Annotated in this window: 9 protein-coding genes and 2 pseudogenes; 3 read left to right on the forward strand and 8 right to left on the reverse strand. The window is 63.3% G+C overall.

The features are described from left to right. Window positions 1-221: 221 nt before the first annotated feature. Genes V7773_RS29620 through ptsP form a run of 3 tightly spaced genes read right to left on the reverse strand, consistent with a single transcriptional unit; the run spans window position 222 to window position 5,783 of the window. A complete protein-coding gene (locus V7773_RS29620) occupies window positions 222-1,964 on the reverse strand; it encodes a PTS fructose-like transporter subunit IIB (RefSeq protein ID WP_063322969.1) in 1,743 nt (580 codons plus the stop codon). Window positions 1,965-1,977: 13 nt separating this feature from the next. Further along, window positions 1,978-2,919, reverse strand: coding sequence for a 1-phosphofructokinase (gene pfkB / locus V7773_RS29625; protein ID WP_336076421.1), 942 nt, complete (start codon window positions 2,917-2,919; stop codon window positions 1,978-1,980). Continuing rightward, window positions 2,919-5,783, reverse strand: a complete 2,865-nt coding sequence (gene ptsP, locus V7773_RS29630; RefSeq protein ID WP_336076422.1) for a phosphoenolpyruvate--protein phosphotransferase — start codon at window positions 5,781-5,783, stop codon at window positions 2,919-2,921. The genes pfkB and ptsP overlap by 1 nt, the downstream gene beginning before the upstream one ends. A gap of 288 nt (window positions 5,784-6,071) precedes the next feature. On the opposite strand from ptsP, the gene cra reads away from it, so the two are divergent. Further along, window positions 6,072-7,067 carry a catabolite repressor/activator gene (gene cra, locus V7773_RS29635; protein WP_063322972.1) on the forward strand — a complete coding sequence of 332 codons (996 nt, stop codon included), beginning with the start codon at window positions 6,072-6,074 and terminating at the stop codon, window positions 7,065-7,067. Between the two features lie 20 nt (window positions 7,068-7,087). Beyond that, window positions 7,088-7,864, forward strand: coding sequence for a TatD family hydrolase (locus V7773_RS29640; protein WP_336076423.1), 777 nt, complete (start codon window positions 7,088-7,090; stop codon window positions 7,862-7,864). 24 nt (window positions 7,865-7,888) lie between these two features. Here V7773_RS29640 and V7773_RS30630 read toward each other — a convergent pair. The 5 genes and pseudogenes from V7773_RS30630 to V7773_RS29660 form a co-directional block, all read right to left on the reverse strand. Further along, window positions 7,889-8,461: pseudogene (locus V7773_RS30630) on the reverse strand (methyl-accepting chemotaxis protein); the annotation flags it as partial. A 333-nt stretch (window positions 8,462-8,794) separates the two neighbouring features. Beyond that, window positions 8,795-9,886 (reverse strand): annotated as a pseudogene (locus V7773_RS30635) (methyl-accepting chemotaxis protein); the annotation flags it as partial. Between the two features lie 334 nt (window positions 9,887-10,220). After that, complete coding sequence (ampE, locus tag V7773_RS29650; protein ID WP_063322975.1) at window positions 10,221-11,057, reverse strand: regulatory signaling modulator protein AmpE; 837 nt, start codon at window positions 11,055-11,057, stop codon at window positions 10,221-10,223. Beyond that, window positions 11,054-11,614, reverse strand: a complete 561-nt coding sequence (gene ampD, locus V7773_RS29655; RefSeq protein WP_336076425.1) for a 1,6-anhydro-N-acetylmuramyl-L-alanine amidase AmpD — start codon at window positions 11,612-11,614, stop codon at window positions 11,054-11,056. The genes ampE and ampD overlap by 4 nt, the downstream gene beginning before the upstream one ends. Window positions 11,615-11,678: 64 nt before the next feature. Beyond that, window positions 11,679-13,892, reverse strand: coding sequence for a DUF1631 domain-containing protein (locus V7773_RS29660; RefSeq protein ID WP_336076426.1), 2,214 nt, complete (start codon window positions 13,890-13,892; stop codon window positions 11,679-11,681). A 226-nt stretch (window positions 13,893-14,118) separates the two neighbouring features. On the opposite strand from V7773_RS29660, the gene nadC reads away from it, so the two are divergent. Continuing rightward, the coding region (gene nadC / locus V7773_RS29665; protein ID WP_092146110.1) for a carboxylating nicotinate-nucleotide diphosphorylase at window positions 14,119-14,966 on the forward strand (848 nt) is incomplete at its 3' end.

Raw genomic sequence — 14,966 nt, forward strand, 5'->3', positions numbered from 1 at the left:
GTTCACTTAAGGCCATCGACAAACCCGTGGCGAGGGAGCTTGCTCCCGCTGGGCTGCGAAGCGGCCCCTAAACCTGCCAAATGCGCAGCATCAGACACTCCGCACCCGCCGGTTTACGACTGCTTCGCAGCCGAGCGGGAGCAAGCTCCCTCGCCACAGGTCCATCATTTTCTCAAGTGAACAGCATTAGGCTCTCACTGGGGGATGGCTTCAAAGAAGTCTCAGGCCTTCGCCGGCTCCAACGCCATCTCCACCACCTCAGGCCGCTTGAGCAGCGCATACGCCACCCCCGTCAGCAGGCTCCCCGCCACGATCGCCAGCAAGTACAACAGCGCATGATTGATGGCATTGGGGATCAGCATCACGAACAGGCCGCCGTGGGGGGCCATGAGCTTGCAGCCGAAGTACATCGACAGCGCACCGGTCAGCGCGCCGCCGGCGATGCTCGCCGGGATTACCCGCAACGGATCCTTGGCCGCGAACGGAATCGCGCCTTCGGAGATGAAGCACAGTCCCAGCACCAGTGCCGCTTTACCGGCCTCGCGCTCGGTCTGGGCGAATTTGCGCCGGGCGATGAAGGTGGCGATGCCCAGGCCAATCGGCGGCACCATGCCGGCGGCCATGGTGGCGGCCATCGGTGCATAACTCTGGGAAGCCAGCAGCCCCACCGAAAACGCGTAGGCGGCCTTGTTGATCGGCCCACCGAGGTCGACGCACATCATCGCTCCCAGCAGCACGCCCAGCAGGATCGCGTTGGTGGTGCCCATGCTGTCGAGGAAGTGGGTCAAGGCTTCGAGCATGCCCGCCACCGGTTTGCCGACGATGTAGATCATTACCAAGCCGGTGAACAGGCTCGCCAGTAGCGGGATGATCAGGATCGGCTTGAGCGCTTCCAGGCTCTGGGGCAGACGCGCGTAGCGGCTGATCGCCTTGGCCGCGTAACCGGCCAGGAAACCGGCGATGATCCCGCCAATGAAGCCGGCGCCCAGGGTGCTCGCCAGCATCCCGCCGATCATGCCTGGCGCCAGGCCCGGACGGTCGGCGATGGAATAGGCGATGTAGCCGGCCAGCAGCGGCACCATCAATTTGAACGCGGTGTCGCCACCGATCTGCATCAGCGCGGCCGCCAGGGTTCCAGGTTCCTTGAAGGCCTCGATGCCGAACACGAACGACAAGGCGATCATCAAACCACCGGCCACCACCATCGGCAGCATGAACGACACGCCCGTCAGCAGGTGCTTGTAGACGCCGGTCTTCTCCGACTTGGCTGGGGCGCTGGCACCGCTCGACGCGCTTTCCTGGCGACCTTCGACCAATGCTTTGTTCAGCGTCGCTTCGGCCTGTTTCAAGGCGATGCCCGTGCTGCAGCGGTAGATCTTCTTGCCGGCAAAACGCTCGGTGGCGACTTCGATGTCAGTCGCCAGCAACACCACGTCTGCCTCGGCGATGGCCTCGGCGCTCAACGGATTGCGTGCACCGACCGAGCCCTGGGTTTCCACTTGCAGGTCGTAGCCAAGCTTCGTCGCCGCCTGCTGCAAGGCTTCGGCGGCCATGAAGGTGTGGGCAACGCCGGTTGGGCAAGCGGTGATGGCGACCAGGCGCGGCGCACGGTCGGTCGACACCGCGGGGGCCTGCTCCACGACATCCGAGGCGAGAAAAACCTCGGCCTCTTCGGCGCCACGCCGCAGCACCGAATCGACGTCTTGCAGGGCCAGGGCCGGGGTGCTGCGGAACAGGCGTTTGCCGACGAACCGCGACATGTCCACCGGGCCGCTGGCAACCAGCAAGACCCACTCGGCCGCTTCGAGGGTCGCCGCCGACAACTGGCGTTCCGGATGGGCCGCGTCATGGACCTCGACGCTGGTGCTCCAACCCTGGCGCTGCGCCGCCGCGTCCAGCAGACGGGCGCACAACACACTGGTGACCATGCCGTTGGGGCAGGCCGTCACAATGGCTAATTTCATCTTGCGAACCCTCTTATTGTTCTGTCAGGGGGCGCACGCGCACGCCCTGTTCAAGCGACGCCAGCAACGCGGTGTCGTGGATGCCAAAGCCGATCTGCGTGACCGCCATGGCGGCGATGGCCGTAGCAGTGCGCAGCGTCTGTTCCGGGGTGTCGGCGCTGAGCAGGCCGTGCAGCATGCCCGCCAGCAGCGAATCCCCGGCACCCACGGTGCTGGCGACGCTGACCTTGGGTGGCGAAGCATGCAGCGCCGCACCGACGCTGAACCAATTCACGCCATCGGCGCCGTGGGAAATCACCACATGTTCGACACCCTGGGCATGCAGGTGCTGCGCCGCTTGCGCCTGGGCCGCTTCGCTCACCACCTCGCAACCCAGCGCGTCGGCCAGCTCCTCGGTGTTCGGCTTGATCAGCCACGGCCCCGCCGCCAGGGCCACGCGCAAGGCTTCGCCACTGGTGTCGAGGGCCACGTTCAGACCGAGTGTTTTCAAGCGCGTGATCAAGGCCTGCAACCACTGCGGGCTGACGCCCCGGGGCAAGCTGCCCGCCACCACAACCACGTCGTGACCGGGGGCGATTTGCTCAAGACGCGCCAGCAAAGCCTGCTGTGCGGCGGCATCGACCACCGGGCCCGGGCCGTTGAGGTCAGTGATGCGTCCGTCCTGCTCAGCCAGTTTGATATTGCTGCGAGTTTCGCCGGGAACACGGATAAAAGCATCGACAAATCCACGCTGGGCAAACAGCGTCTCGAACACCTGGGCATTGTCTTCGCCCAGAAAACCACTGACCGTCAGCGTATGGCCGAGGTCAGCCAGCACCTGGGCCACGTTCACGCCTTTGCCGGCGGCATGGGTGTGCATGTCGTCACTGCGGTTGACCTGCCCTGGTTCCAGGCGCGCCAGTTCCACCGTAAGGTCAAGCGCCGGGTTGAGGGTCAGGGTTAGAATCTTCGCCATTACAGCGCCTCCACTAATGCGCGCACGTCATCGGCGCTGCCCACGGCCAAGGCCTCTTGGGCCAGAGTTTGGACTTGCGCCAGGCTCAGTTCGCGAACCCGCGCCTTGACCTCGGCGATGCTGCGGGCCGAGACACTCAGTTCGTCCACGCCCAGGCCCACCAGCACCGGCACCGCCAGTGGGTCGGCCGCCAATTCACCACACACACCAACCCATTTGCCATGGGCATGGGCAGCGCGCACGGTGATGTCGATCAGTTGCAGGACCGCCGGGTGCAAGCCATCGGCCTGGGCCGAAAGGGTCGGGTGACCACGGTCGATCGCCAGGGTGTATTGCGTCAGGTCGTTGGTGCCGACACTGAAGAAGTCGACTTCCTTGGCCAGCACGGGCGCGAGCAACGCAGCGGACGGCACTTCGATCATGATCCCCAGTTGCAGGTCCGCCACGGGGATTTCCTGGCGCAGGCGCTCGGTCATGGCCCGGGCCTGGCGCCACTCATCGACACTGCCCACCATCGGGAACATGATCCGCAACGGACGGTTGTCCGCCGAACGCAACAGGGCACGCAGTTGCGCTTCCATGACCTGCGGGCGCTGCAAGGTCAGGCGAATGCCACGCACGCCGAGGAACGGGTTTTCTTCTTTCGCGATCGGCCAGTACGGCAGCGGCTTGTCGCCGCCGACATCCAGGGTGCGCACCACCAGCGGTCGACCGGCCAGGCCGTCGAGCACCTTGCGGTATTCGGCTTCCTGGGTCGCTTCGTCCGGCGCCTGGCTGTGGGCCATGAAAATCAGTTCGGTGCGCAACAGGCCGATGCCTTCGGCGCCCTGCTCCACCGCACCGGCGACACCGGCGCTTTCGCCAATGTTGGCAAACACTTCCACGGCATGACCGTCACGGGTCAGCGCCGGTTCGTGACGCTGCTCGGCGGCGACCTTGAGACGCTGTTCGCGGGTATCGCGTTCTTCCTTGGCACGCTGCAACGTGGCGGCGTCAGGGTCCACGTGCAGGCGACCGCGCTGGCCATCCAGCAGCAAGGACGTGCCCGGCGCCAGCAGCAACACCGCCGCACCGGCGCCCACCAGCGCCGGAATGCCCAGGGCACGGGCGACGATGGCGCTGTGGGCAGTGGCGCCGCCACGGGCGGTGAGAATCCCCGCCACCCGGGTCGGGTCCAGGCGGGCCACGTCGGACGGGCCGACTTCGTCCATCACCAGGATGTAGGGTTGATCGGGTTCGTTCGGGGTTTCGACACCGCACAGTTGCGCCAGCACGCGACGGCCGACGTCTCGCAGATCGGCGGCACGTTCGGCCAGCAGGGCGTCCTGCAAGGCTTCCTGTTCTTTCGCGGCGGCTTCAACCACCCCCATCCAGGCCGCTTGCGCACTCTCGCCCAGCTTCAAGCGAGTGTCGACTTCGTCGCTCAGCTCCGGGTCGTCGAGCATTTCCTGGTGGGTGATGAAGATCTCGCGGATGGCCTTGGCCTTGGCGCGTTCGATCAGGCCTTGGATGTCTTGGCGTACCTGGTTCAAGGCGTTCTGCAGGCGCTCACGCTCGATAGCCGCCGATTCACCGCGCAGCGGATAGTCGATGGCCTGCAATACCTGGATGTGGGCCGGGCCGATGGCGATGCCCGGGGCGGCGGCGACGGCCTGGATCAGGCTGCCGGATTCGGGCGCCAGCATGACGGTCGCGACCTCGGCCATCACGGTTTCCCGTGGAGCACTCGGTGGCGGCAGCGGTTCGACCTCTTCGCCCAGGCCTTCTTCGATGGCGGCCAGCAGTGCCGGCAACGCGTCGTTGGCAATGCTCGGCTCGGCGATGAACTCCAGGACCTGGCCGCGACGGGCACCCAGGCTCAACAGCTTGCTCAGGCTCTTGGCCGACACGGCGCTGTCCTGGCCGTCGACGATGCGCACACGGATTTCGCCTTCGAAGCTTTTCGCCAACTGGGCGAGGATCTTCGCCGGGCGTGCATGCAGGCCATGGGCATTGGCCAGGCCGATGCGCGCGCTGGGCCAGTCGGCGGGCAGTTCACCGCCGAGCACTTCCAGCACCTTGCGGCTGCTGGTGGCGCGACCGAGCTCGTGACCGCGGCCTTCGATCAGCAAGGCGCAGAGCCTTTCCAGCAAGGCCTGGTGGGCTTCGCCGAGGCTGGCGAGGCAGAACAGCCCGCTCAACGGTTGGCCCAGGTAACGGATGGGCTTGTCCGGCGTGACGAACGCCAGGCCCGGACGCTTGACGGTCTGTTCGCTGTGCAGCCACCACAAGCCATCGCCCAGGGGTAGCGCATCGACTTGCTGCAACACGCCGGCAAAGCCATTGCTCACGCAATCGGCTTGACGCAACAGCCGCGCGCCGCGCCATACCAGCTCTTCAAAATCGTCAGCCGACACACCGAGGCCGATCATCTGGGCATCCAGGGCCAGTTCCTGCGGTGCGCCTTGCAGCAGCTTCAGCAACGCTTCGGCGGAACCGGCCCGGCGCAGAGCCTGGCCCAGGTCAGTCTCGCCGAGGGCGCGGGTCAGCAGTTGCAGCAGGCGCAGGTGTTCGTCGGACTTGGCCGCGATGCCGATCGCCAGGTAGACGATCTGACCATCGCCCCAATCCACGCCCTCAGGGAATTGCAGCAGGCGCACGCCGGTCGAATGCACCAGGTCGCGGGTCTGCGGGGTGCCGTGGGGGATGGCAATACCTTGGCCAAGAAAGGTCGAGCCCTGGGCTTCGCGAGCCTGCAAGCCGGCGAGGTAACCCTCAGCCACCAAGCCATCGGCCACCAGTTTGTCGGCGAGCAGTTGCAGTGCAGCGTCTTTATCCACAGCCGTCTGAGCCATGGATATCTGCTCTAGAGTGAGCTCGAGCATGCTTTCTCCTTTTTGGCGTCCGGTTGGCGCCAGGTATTGTTTTGAATGAATCAGCTTAGCGTTGCAGGATGATTTTTGGCGTGATCGCGGCAGAAGGGCCAAAAATCCTGCTAGCCTTGAAAATACGCTTGCTGAAACGTTTAATCTAGAAAGATTGGCACGTTACTCGATAATCTCTCATCCTTGAAGTGCAACTTGTCGTAAGCGCGTGAACGGTGACCGTCAGCTTGAATCGGGTAGGATGGCCCTTATCGTCGGGGCTAACTCGAAAAAACAAGGAAAACCGGGTTGAAACTCAGTGATATTGCCCAACTGGCCGGTGTGTCCGTGACCACCGCCAGCTATGTCATCAACGGCAAGGCCGAACAGCAACGCATCAGCAGCGCCACCGTCGAACGGGTGCGGGCGGTGGTCCAGGAACACGGCTTCACGCCCAATCCCCAGGCCGCCGGGCTGCGCAGCCGCCACACCCGTACCCTGGGCTTCATCCTGCCTGACCTGGAAAACCCCAGTTACGCACGCATCGCCAAGCTGCTGGAGCAGGGGGCGCGGGCGCGGGGCTATCAGTTGCTGATCGCCAGTTCCGACGACGCACCTGACAGCGAACGGCAACTCCTGCAGTTGTTCCGCGCCCGGCGCTGCGATGCACTGATCGTCGCCAGTTGCCTGCCGGCCGGCGACGACAGCTACCTGCAGTTGCAGGCCAAGGGCATTCCGATCATCGCCATCGACCGGGTCATGGACCCTGCGCGGTTCTGCTCGGTGATCAGCGATGATCGCCAGGCCAGCCTGCAACTGACGCGCAGCCTGCTGGAAACCCATCCGCGACAAATCGCGCTGATCAGTGCCCGCCCCGAGCTGAGCATCAGCCAAGAACGGACCGCTGGTTTCAACGAGGCGTTGGCCGGTTTCGAAGGCCAGGTGCTGATCGAGCACGGCGAATCGTTCAGCCGTGAATGCGGCCGTCAGTTGATGGATGAAATGCTCGCGCGCCTGGGGCATTTGCCCGATGCGTTGATCACTACCTCCTATGTACTGCTGCAAGGGGTGTTCGACGCCCTGCACGACTTCCCGCTCAAGTCGCGGCCGCTGCGCCTGGGCACGTTCGGTGACACGCAGTTGCTGGACTTCCTGCCGCTGCCGGTCAACGCCATGTCCCAACAACATCAACTGATCGCCGACAAGGCCTTGGAACTGGCGCTGGCAGCCATCGAAAACGATGATTACCAGCCAGGCGTGCAGGCCATCGCGCGGACGTTCAAGCAGCGTATTCACCAGGGCTGAAGCTTCTTCAGGATTGATGCATGGAGTTGATCGATACCCACACCCACCTGGATTTTCCAGATTTTGACGCGGACCGCCCGGCCCTGCTGGCCGAAAGCCGCGCCTTGGGCGTGCGGCAAATGGTGGTACTGGGCGTTTACCGGGACAACTGGCAGCGGGTCTGGGACCTGGTGCAAAGCGACCCGGACCTGCATGCCGCCCTGGGCCTGCACCCGGTGTATCTTGATCAGCACCGCCCCGACGACGTGGCGCTACTGCGCGAGTGGCTGAGCCGCCTGGCCGGGCATCGGCAATTGTGTGCCGTGGGGGAAATCGGCCTCGACTACTACATCGAAACCCTCGACCGTGAGCGCCAACAAACGCTGTTCGAGGCGCAACTACAGCTGGCCGCGGAATTCGAACTGCCGGCACTGATCCACGTGCGCCGCAGCCATGCCGCCGTGATCGCGACCCTCAAGCGCTTCGGCCTGAAACGCACGGGGATCATCCACGCGTTCGCCGGCAGCCTTGAGGAGGCCCGCGAGTACATCAAGCTCGGCTTCAAGCTCGGCCTGGGCGGCGCCGCGACCTGGCCCCAGGCCCTGCGCATGCACCGGGTGCTGGCGAAATTGCCGCTGGATGCGGTGGTGCTGGAAACCGATTCCCCGGACATGGCCCCGGCGATGTTCCCGGGGCAGCGCAACAGCCCGGCGCATTTGCCGGCGATTTGCGAGGCGTTGGCGCAGATCATGATCGTCCGACCAGAACAACTGGCTGAGGCCAGCACCACCAACGCCCGCGATTTGTTTGGTTGGTAGGATCATCTGCGGCGGACTTAGCAATCACACCCGAAACGCATTGATCAACTGCTTGAGCTGCACCACCTGGGCAGACAGCTCACGGCTGGCGTTTTCGGTCTGGTGCGCACCTTCAGCCGTGCGTTCGCCGGCGCGGTTGATCTCGACGATGTTCTGGTCGATGTCATGGGCCACCGCCGTCTGCTGCTCTACCGCGGCGGCGATCTGCTGGTTCTGATCGACGATCATACCGACGGCACCAAGGATATTTTCCAGGGCCTGCTGGACCTTTTCCGATTGGCTGACCGTGCCGTTGGCCATCTCATGGCTGGTGCCCATCGCCTTGACCGCAGCGCCGACACCACCGTGCAGGCGGGTGATCATCGCTTCGATTTCTTCGGTCGATTGCTGGGTTCGCTTGGCCAGGGTCCGCACTTCATCGGCCACCACCGCAAAACCGCGCCCCTGCTCACCGGCCCGGGCTGCTTCAATGGCGGCATTGAGGGCCAGCAGATTGGTCTGCTCGGCGATGCTCTTGATCACATCCAGCACGCGGCTGATGGCCTGGCTGTCGGTCGCCAGTTGGTTGATCACCTGCACCGACTGATCGATCTCACTGGCCAAGCGGGCGATGCTGCCCTGCTGGGACTCCACCAGCCCACGCCCGCTGAGGGTCTCGTCGTTCACGCTGTGGGCACTGCTCACCGCAGCAGCGGCACTGCGGGCCACTTCCTGGGCCGTGGCCGACATCTGGTTCATCGCCGTCGCCACCAGTTCGATCTGGGTGCGCTGGCCGGCGACGGCCTGGTTGCTCCGGGCCGATACCGTTTCCACCTGCCCGGCCTGGCGTTCGACTTCGGCAACGGTACGGCCGACCTGTTCGATCAGGTCATGGATCTTCGCCACCGTACCGTTGAACACTTCACCCAATTCGCCCAGCTCATCCTTGCTGCGGGCAACAAAATTGACCGTCATATCCCCCGCCGCCACCTTGTCCATCATCTGGCCCAGATGCTGGAGCGTGGTACGGGTCGAGGCGTAGAACCCGGCGTACAGGTAAAAAATCAACAGGAACACCAGCACCAGCGCCACGGCTTGCAGCACCATGTGGCTGCGGTTCTGCTCCAGACGCTGCTGCAACTGCACCCCCAGGAAGCCCTGGGTCGCCTCGTTCAGCCGGTAGGTCTGCTCCATCAGGCCACTGAAGTGCTCATAAAATGCCGGCCATGGCGCATCGAGAGTGTCAGCCATCACCACCTGCTCTTCAATCAGTTCACTGGCCTTCTTGAGGGTGCTCTTGCTGCCATTGGCCTGATCGGCAAGGGCCTGCCCGGCGGCCTTGCTGGAGCCCAAGGCATCCTGCAGTTTCAAGTCATATTCACCCTGGAGCTTTTCGATCTGCGCCAGCAACTCGTCGAAGCGGGTGCTCGACGCCGAATTGAGAAACCCCAGCCCCAACGAGGATGCGCCCAGCGCCCGGCCTTCGCCGAGGATCTGGGTGACCTTGGGGGTCGTGCCGATAATCAACTCGCTGAGCTGGCGGATATCGCTCTGGTTATCGCGACTCAGCCCCGCCTGGCTGGCGATGATCTGGCTGAACATCTGGGCGCTGTTGAGCAACTTGCCGATCAGCGCACTTTTGCTCTGCAGGGAGCTTTCGGCCTGTTGGGCCTTGAAAGCACCGATCATCTCATCGCGCTTGGCCTCGAAGGCACTGATCTGTTCAGGCTCGATGACCACGGGGGTCATGCCTTGCAGCCGCGCGAGGACCTGTTGTTCCAGGCTGCCGATCTTCGCTTCGACATCACCGGCCTTGCCGGACTGGCCCAGGCTGGCGTTGATCTGCACCAGGTTATTGAGGGTTTCCAGGTCCCGCCGCAGGACCAGGCTGCTGCCCAGCAGGTCGAGGCTTTGCAGCTCCACTTGCGTGCCCTGGAATTCCCGATAGGAATCGCGCACCAGAAAGAAGTTGGTCACCAGCATCGGCAGCAGGAACAGCACGCTGATCAGGCTGAACTTCATACCGAAGCTCAGGCGGTTCATCAGCGCGACGGCGGGCCAGAGCAAACTCTTCACAAGGAAGTCTCCCGGTAGGTTTTTATTTTTATAGGCAGGCGCACAGAGACAGCAGAAAGCCACTATTCGGGCGCTGCTCTTGTATAGCCTAAATCGGCGGGGAGATTTGTAACTTAAGGTTAACGAGCCTGGTCGTGACTCAGTCCCTTGTGGCGAGGGAGCTTGCTCCCGCTGGCCTGCGAAGCAGGCCTCCGAGTGCCTTCAGGAAAATCGCTTGCCCAGGTTTTCGGTTGCTGCGCAACCGAGCGGGAGCAAGCTCCCTCGCCACAAAAGCGCCTAGCCACAGCCCTACTTACGTTGATCAGGCCAACACCGTCCACAACGCAAACCCGGCATACCAGAGCACCGCCGCACGCAGCAGCAGTTCCCAGAGACGGTCCAGGCTGTTGATGCCGTCCGGTCCGGCGACGGGCCGGGGGATCTCGCCTGCCACCAGGCCGACCTTGTCGATAAGGTCGGCGGCGCTGATGTTCCAGTTCAGCAGTTCATGCAACATGACCCGGCTGACCGCGACAAAATTCCCCACCAGGGCGAAGCTTGCCGCCAGCAACCGCACCGGCACCCAATCGAAGGCATGGCGCATTTGTGCGGCCCGCTCGGCCACACCGGGGTTCTGGCTGTGCTCGGCGGCCAGCGCCAGCAGTCGATAGCTCAAGGCCGCGACCGGGCCCAACACGAAGTACCAGAAAATCACCGCAAAGAAGCTCTGGTAGGCCTGCCACAACAAATGCCCCTGGACACGCTCCAGCAACTGCTCACCGTCATTGGCTTCAATGTCCAGGTCGCGCTTGGCGACATGGGCCGCCGCTTGCAGGTCTTCCCGACGCCACGCATCGCGAAACGGCCCGAGGCCGGCCAGCAGATCACCGCGCCCCAGGCTGTAAATCACCACCAGCAAATGCACTGGCAGCGCCAACAGACCGTAGGCCACCGGCTCCAGCACCCAGAGCAGCAACGCCAGCAGCGCCACGGGTAGCAAAACCATCACCGTCAGCACCAGCCAGGGTCGGTTGACCCAACGTGGGCTCGCCTCGAGCTTGTTCAGCTCATGCAGCCAACCGCCGTCACGCTGGACCCGCTGGCGCAAGGCCGAGAACTTCTCGATCCAGACGGCCAGCAGCAACACCAGAAAACTCATTGTCCTTCCCCTTCTGTCAGGGCCGCGCGATAGCGCACCCAGTCGAATGCCGGTCCCGGATCGGTCTTGCGCCCCGGGGCGATGTCGCTGTGCCCGCAGATACGCTGCACAGTGATCGCCCTGAACGCCGCTTGCAACTGCCGGGTCAGGTCCACCAATGCGACATATTGCGCGTCGGTGAACGGCAGATCATCCGTGCCTTCGAGCTCGATGCCCAGGGAAAAATCATTACAGGCCTCACGCCCCTCGAAGCACGAGACCCCCGCATGCCACGCGCGATCCAGACAAGAGACAAATTGGGTCACGGCGCCGTCACGCTCGATCAGGAAATGTGCAGAAACCCGCAGGTCGGCGATACCGGCAAAGTAGGGATGTTCCGTGACATCCAGACGATTCTGGAAGAATTCCTGCACCTTGCCCGTGGCGAATTGTGCCGGTGGCAGGCTGATGTTGTGGATCACCAGTAGGGAGATTTCGCCCTCGGGGCGCGCATTGAAGTTGGGCGATGGGCAATGACGCACCCCCTCGCACCAACCGCTCGCGGAGTCCAACTGCATACAGGTTCCTTCGATGACGACGGTGAATGCCGCCAGTATGCCGTGATCGGACCGGGCCGCGCGATCACTTGCCGCGATTGAGCTGACGCAGATTGCCCAGCACCGACTCCAGCGCGCGGTCGAACAACAGGGTGTCGTCCAGCAGCCGCGCCGCGCCACGGCGAAACTCCAGGGCCAGGCTGGTGCGGCTGTGCTCCAGCACCTTGAGGCCAGTGCGATTGACGAAGACGTATTTGCCGGTGGCCTCGATGATCGCCGCCAGCTTGCAACGCAGGGTGTTGTCATCGTCCTCCTGGAACTCGACCCAGCTTCCCAGGTGCAACTGGTCGACCTGCAGCAGACCCACGTCATCGGCCGGCAAATGCACCGCCACGCTCTCCCCCGCCGACTTTTGAGGGGGCCGCAAGACGATTTTCTCCAGCACCTCGACCATGACCGGTGAAGTGAACGACTCGGCCTGTTCCGTCGCTTGGCCGGTGCGCTCGAGCGCCTGCACATGCAGGGCTTCCAGCTCACTGAAAAATTCGCTGGTGGCGAACGGATCGAACGCTGAGCGACTCAAGCCTTCACGCAGGGCCTTGAGCAGTTCGGGCACTATCGCCAGCAAACGCAGGCCGGCATCGGGTTCATCATGAGGCTGGACGCTCCAGATCAATTGCTCCAGGGTCAAGACGTCGGCCTGCCACTCGGCGGAATACTTGCCATGCTTGAAGCACGTCAGCAGCAACACCTGGCTCCAGGCGTGTTGCACGAACTCCACCACCGCTTGTGGCAGGACTTTGCCCAACATCACCTGGTTCAGCGCCCCTTCGACGCGCTGGCGCGCCAGTTCGGCCTTGGCCCGGCCTTCTTCGGCATCGCGGATGCGCTGTTCGAGCAGTTCACTGCGGCGCCGCTCGTCACTGGTGAAGGCCAGGAAGTCGGCCAGCAACTCGGAGAAAATCGCCGGGTCATCGACAAAATCATTCAATAAGCGCTGCACCACCTGCTCGATGCGCAGGTAGAGGCTGTCGCGCTGATGATCGTCGCAATCACCCCAGCCCATGGCCGCAGCCGCGATTTCGTTAAGCAGTCGCCGGGCCGGATGATTGCCGCGGCTGAAGAAACTCTTGTCCTGCACCGCGACCTTGAGCATCGGGATTTGCAGGCGGCCGATCAGGGCCTTGAAAGAGTCTGGCAGGTTGTGATCATCGAGGATGAATTCGAACATCATCGAGATCAGGTTGATCACGTCTTCATCGGCGCCTTCGACCACGCGAGACTTGCCACTCCTGACGCTGACCCGGGTCAACAGTTGTTCGAGCTGGCTACGCAAATCGAACTCGTCGTGAACGGCAGGCGCTGGCACGTATTGCTGTAAATGAGAGAGCAGCCGCAGCAGGTCACGGGTAGAAATCGGCTGGGGCGGCGCGCTGAGCTCCAAGGTCGGCGCCACAGTGCCACGCACCTGCATCAACAGTTTCTGCAAGGCGGCAAACACTTCCTGCACGCTGTCATCCACCTCGGCATCGCTGGGCTTGGCAGCTATCTCGGCGTTGGGCCTGGGGTTATCCTCGGTGCGATCCGACGCCCGGCGCGCCAGCGTGACCTTGAGCTCTGGCAGGATGCCGGTGGCGGCCAGCAACTGGTTGGCCTCGGTATAGAGTTGGTCGCAATCGCTGAGCACATAACGCTCGAACAGCTTGAGCAGGATCAGCTTGACCTTGATTCCCACGCCCAGGTTGCGCCCGGCCTGCAGGAACTTCTCGCACAGCAATGCCGGGCTCAGGGGATTGTGCTGATTGGCCAGCGGTCGGGCCAGCAGCACACTGAGCCGGGCCGTCAGTTGTTCCAGCGACACGCCATCGCGCCTGAGCACCCGAGTGACCATCGCCTCGACCGCCAGATGCCGCTCAAGGTCGTCCTGGGAGCGCTGTATTTGGCTGTCTGGCGCCAGGTTCGGCGCCAAGCTGGCGTGGGTCAGGTCGTATTGGACGAGGCTGACGAAGGTCTCGAAAAACTGCTCGATGAATTCACGCTCGATGCTTTTACGCTTCAGGCGCAAGTCCCGCATGGCCTCGAAGTACAGGTTCTGCTCGACGTCGTCGCGCGCCCGGTCGGCCATTTCAAACAAGGTGTCGTCGGCATTATCGAACAACCCCAGCAAGCCCAGGCGCAACTGCTGGGCGGCCTTGTCGCGAACCTGAAGCAGAATCACAGGCAGGCGGGCGAGCGGCGATGGGCTCGCCTGATCGGTAGCGACCTTGTGCAAAGGCACTACATTCCCGTCGTTGTGCATCCTGGCCTCCTGAAACGGCTTTCTGCGGCTCGCAACGTCAAAGCTATGACGTCAATCGAAAGGCGGATTATCGGGTAAAACAGCCCTGTCGTACCAGCACACTCTGTGATCCATCTCGAAATACGGCGCAATAAGTGACCTGGGAAATAAGGAAATGTTGCGAGGACGCGACCAAATGCAGGTTTCGACACCCTATAATCAGGCCACTTTGTTTGTGGAGCCCGTTATGCCGAATCTACGCCTCGCCGATCTGACCGCCGAAATCGAAGCCAACGTGCGCCGTGCGTTGCTTGAAGACATCGGCAGCGGCGACATCACCGCGCAACTGATCCCCGCCGAACGCCTGGCCAAGGCCACCATCATCACCCGCGACGCGGCAATCATCAGTGGCACGGCCTGGGTCGATGCCGTGTTCCGGCAACTGGACCCGCGTGTCGCGGTACATTGGCAAGTGCACGACGGCGACCGGGTCAACCCCGATCAAGTGCTGTTCCACCTGGAAGGCCCGGCCCGCTCGCTGCTGACCGGCGAACGCAGCGCGCTGAACTTCCTGCAAATGCTCTCGGGCGTCGCCACGCGGGCCCGTTACCTGGCCGACTTTGTCGCAGGCACGCAGGTCAAGCTGCTGGACACCCGCAAGACCCTGCCCGGCCTGCGCCTGGCCCAGAAGTACGCGGTCACCTGCGGTGGCTGCCATAACCACCGCATCGGCCTGTACGATGCGTTCCTGATCAAGGAAAACCACATCGCTGCCTGCGGCGGGATCGCCCAGGCCATCGCTGCCGCCCACAAGATCGCACCGGGCAAACCGGTGGAAGTCGAAGTGGAAAGCCTGGCGGAATTGAAAGAAGCGCTTGCGGCCGACGCCGACATCATCATGCTCGACGAACTGAGCCTGGACGACATGCGTGAAGCCGTACGCCTCAATGGCGGCAAGGCGAAGCTGGAAGCCAGCGGCGGGATCAACGAAAGCACGTTGCGCCCGATTGCCGAGACCGGGGTGGACTACATCTCGATCGGCGCGATGACCAAGGATGTGAAGGCAGTGGATCTGTCGATGCGCTTGAGCCTCTG

The sequence above is a fragment of the Pseudomonas sp. 3JA genome, assembly GCF_036961705.1.
In the GTDB taxonomy this organism is placed as follows: domain Bacteria; phylum Pseudomonadota; class Gammaproteobacteria; order Pseudomonadales; family Pseudomonadaceae; genus Aquipseudomonas; species Aquipseudomonas fluorescens_Q.

Coding starts and splice junctions, on each gene's coding strand:
- V7773_RS29640 (WP_336076423.1), top strand. CDS start 7,088: ATGGAGTTGATCGATACCCACACCCACCTGGATTTTCCAGATTTTGAC.
- pfkB (WP_336076421.1), bottom strand. CDS start 2,919: ATGGCGAAGATTCTAACCCTGACCCTCAACCCGGCGCTTGACCTTACG.
- ampE (WP_063322975.1), bottom strand. CDS start 11,057: ATGAGTTTTCTGGTGTTGCTGCTGGCCGTCTGGATCGAGAAGTTCTCG.
- ptsP (WP_336076422.1), bottom strand. CDS start 5,783: ATGCTCGAGCTCACTCTAGAGCAGATATCCATGGCTCAGACGGCTGTG.
- V7773_RS29660 (WP_336076426.1), bottom strand. CDS start 13,892: ATGCACAACGACGGGAATGTAGTGCCTTTGCACAAGGTCGCTACCGAT.
- ampD (WP_336076425.1), bottom strand. CDS start 11,614: ATGCAGTTGGACTCCGCGAGCGGTTGGTGCGAGGGGGTGCGTCATTGC.
- V7773_RS29620 (WP_063322969.1), bottom strand. CDS start 1,964: ATGAAATTAGCCATTGTGACGGCCTGCCCCAACGGCATGGTCACCAGT.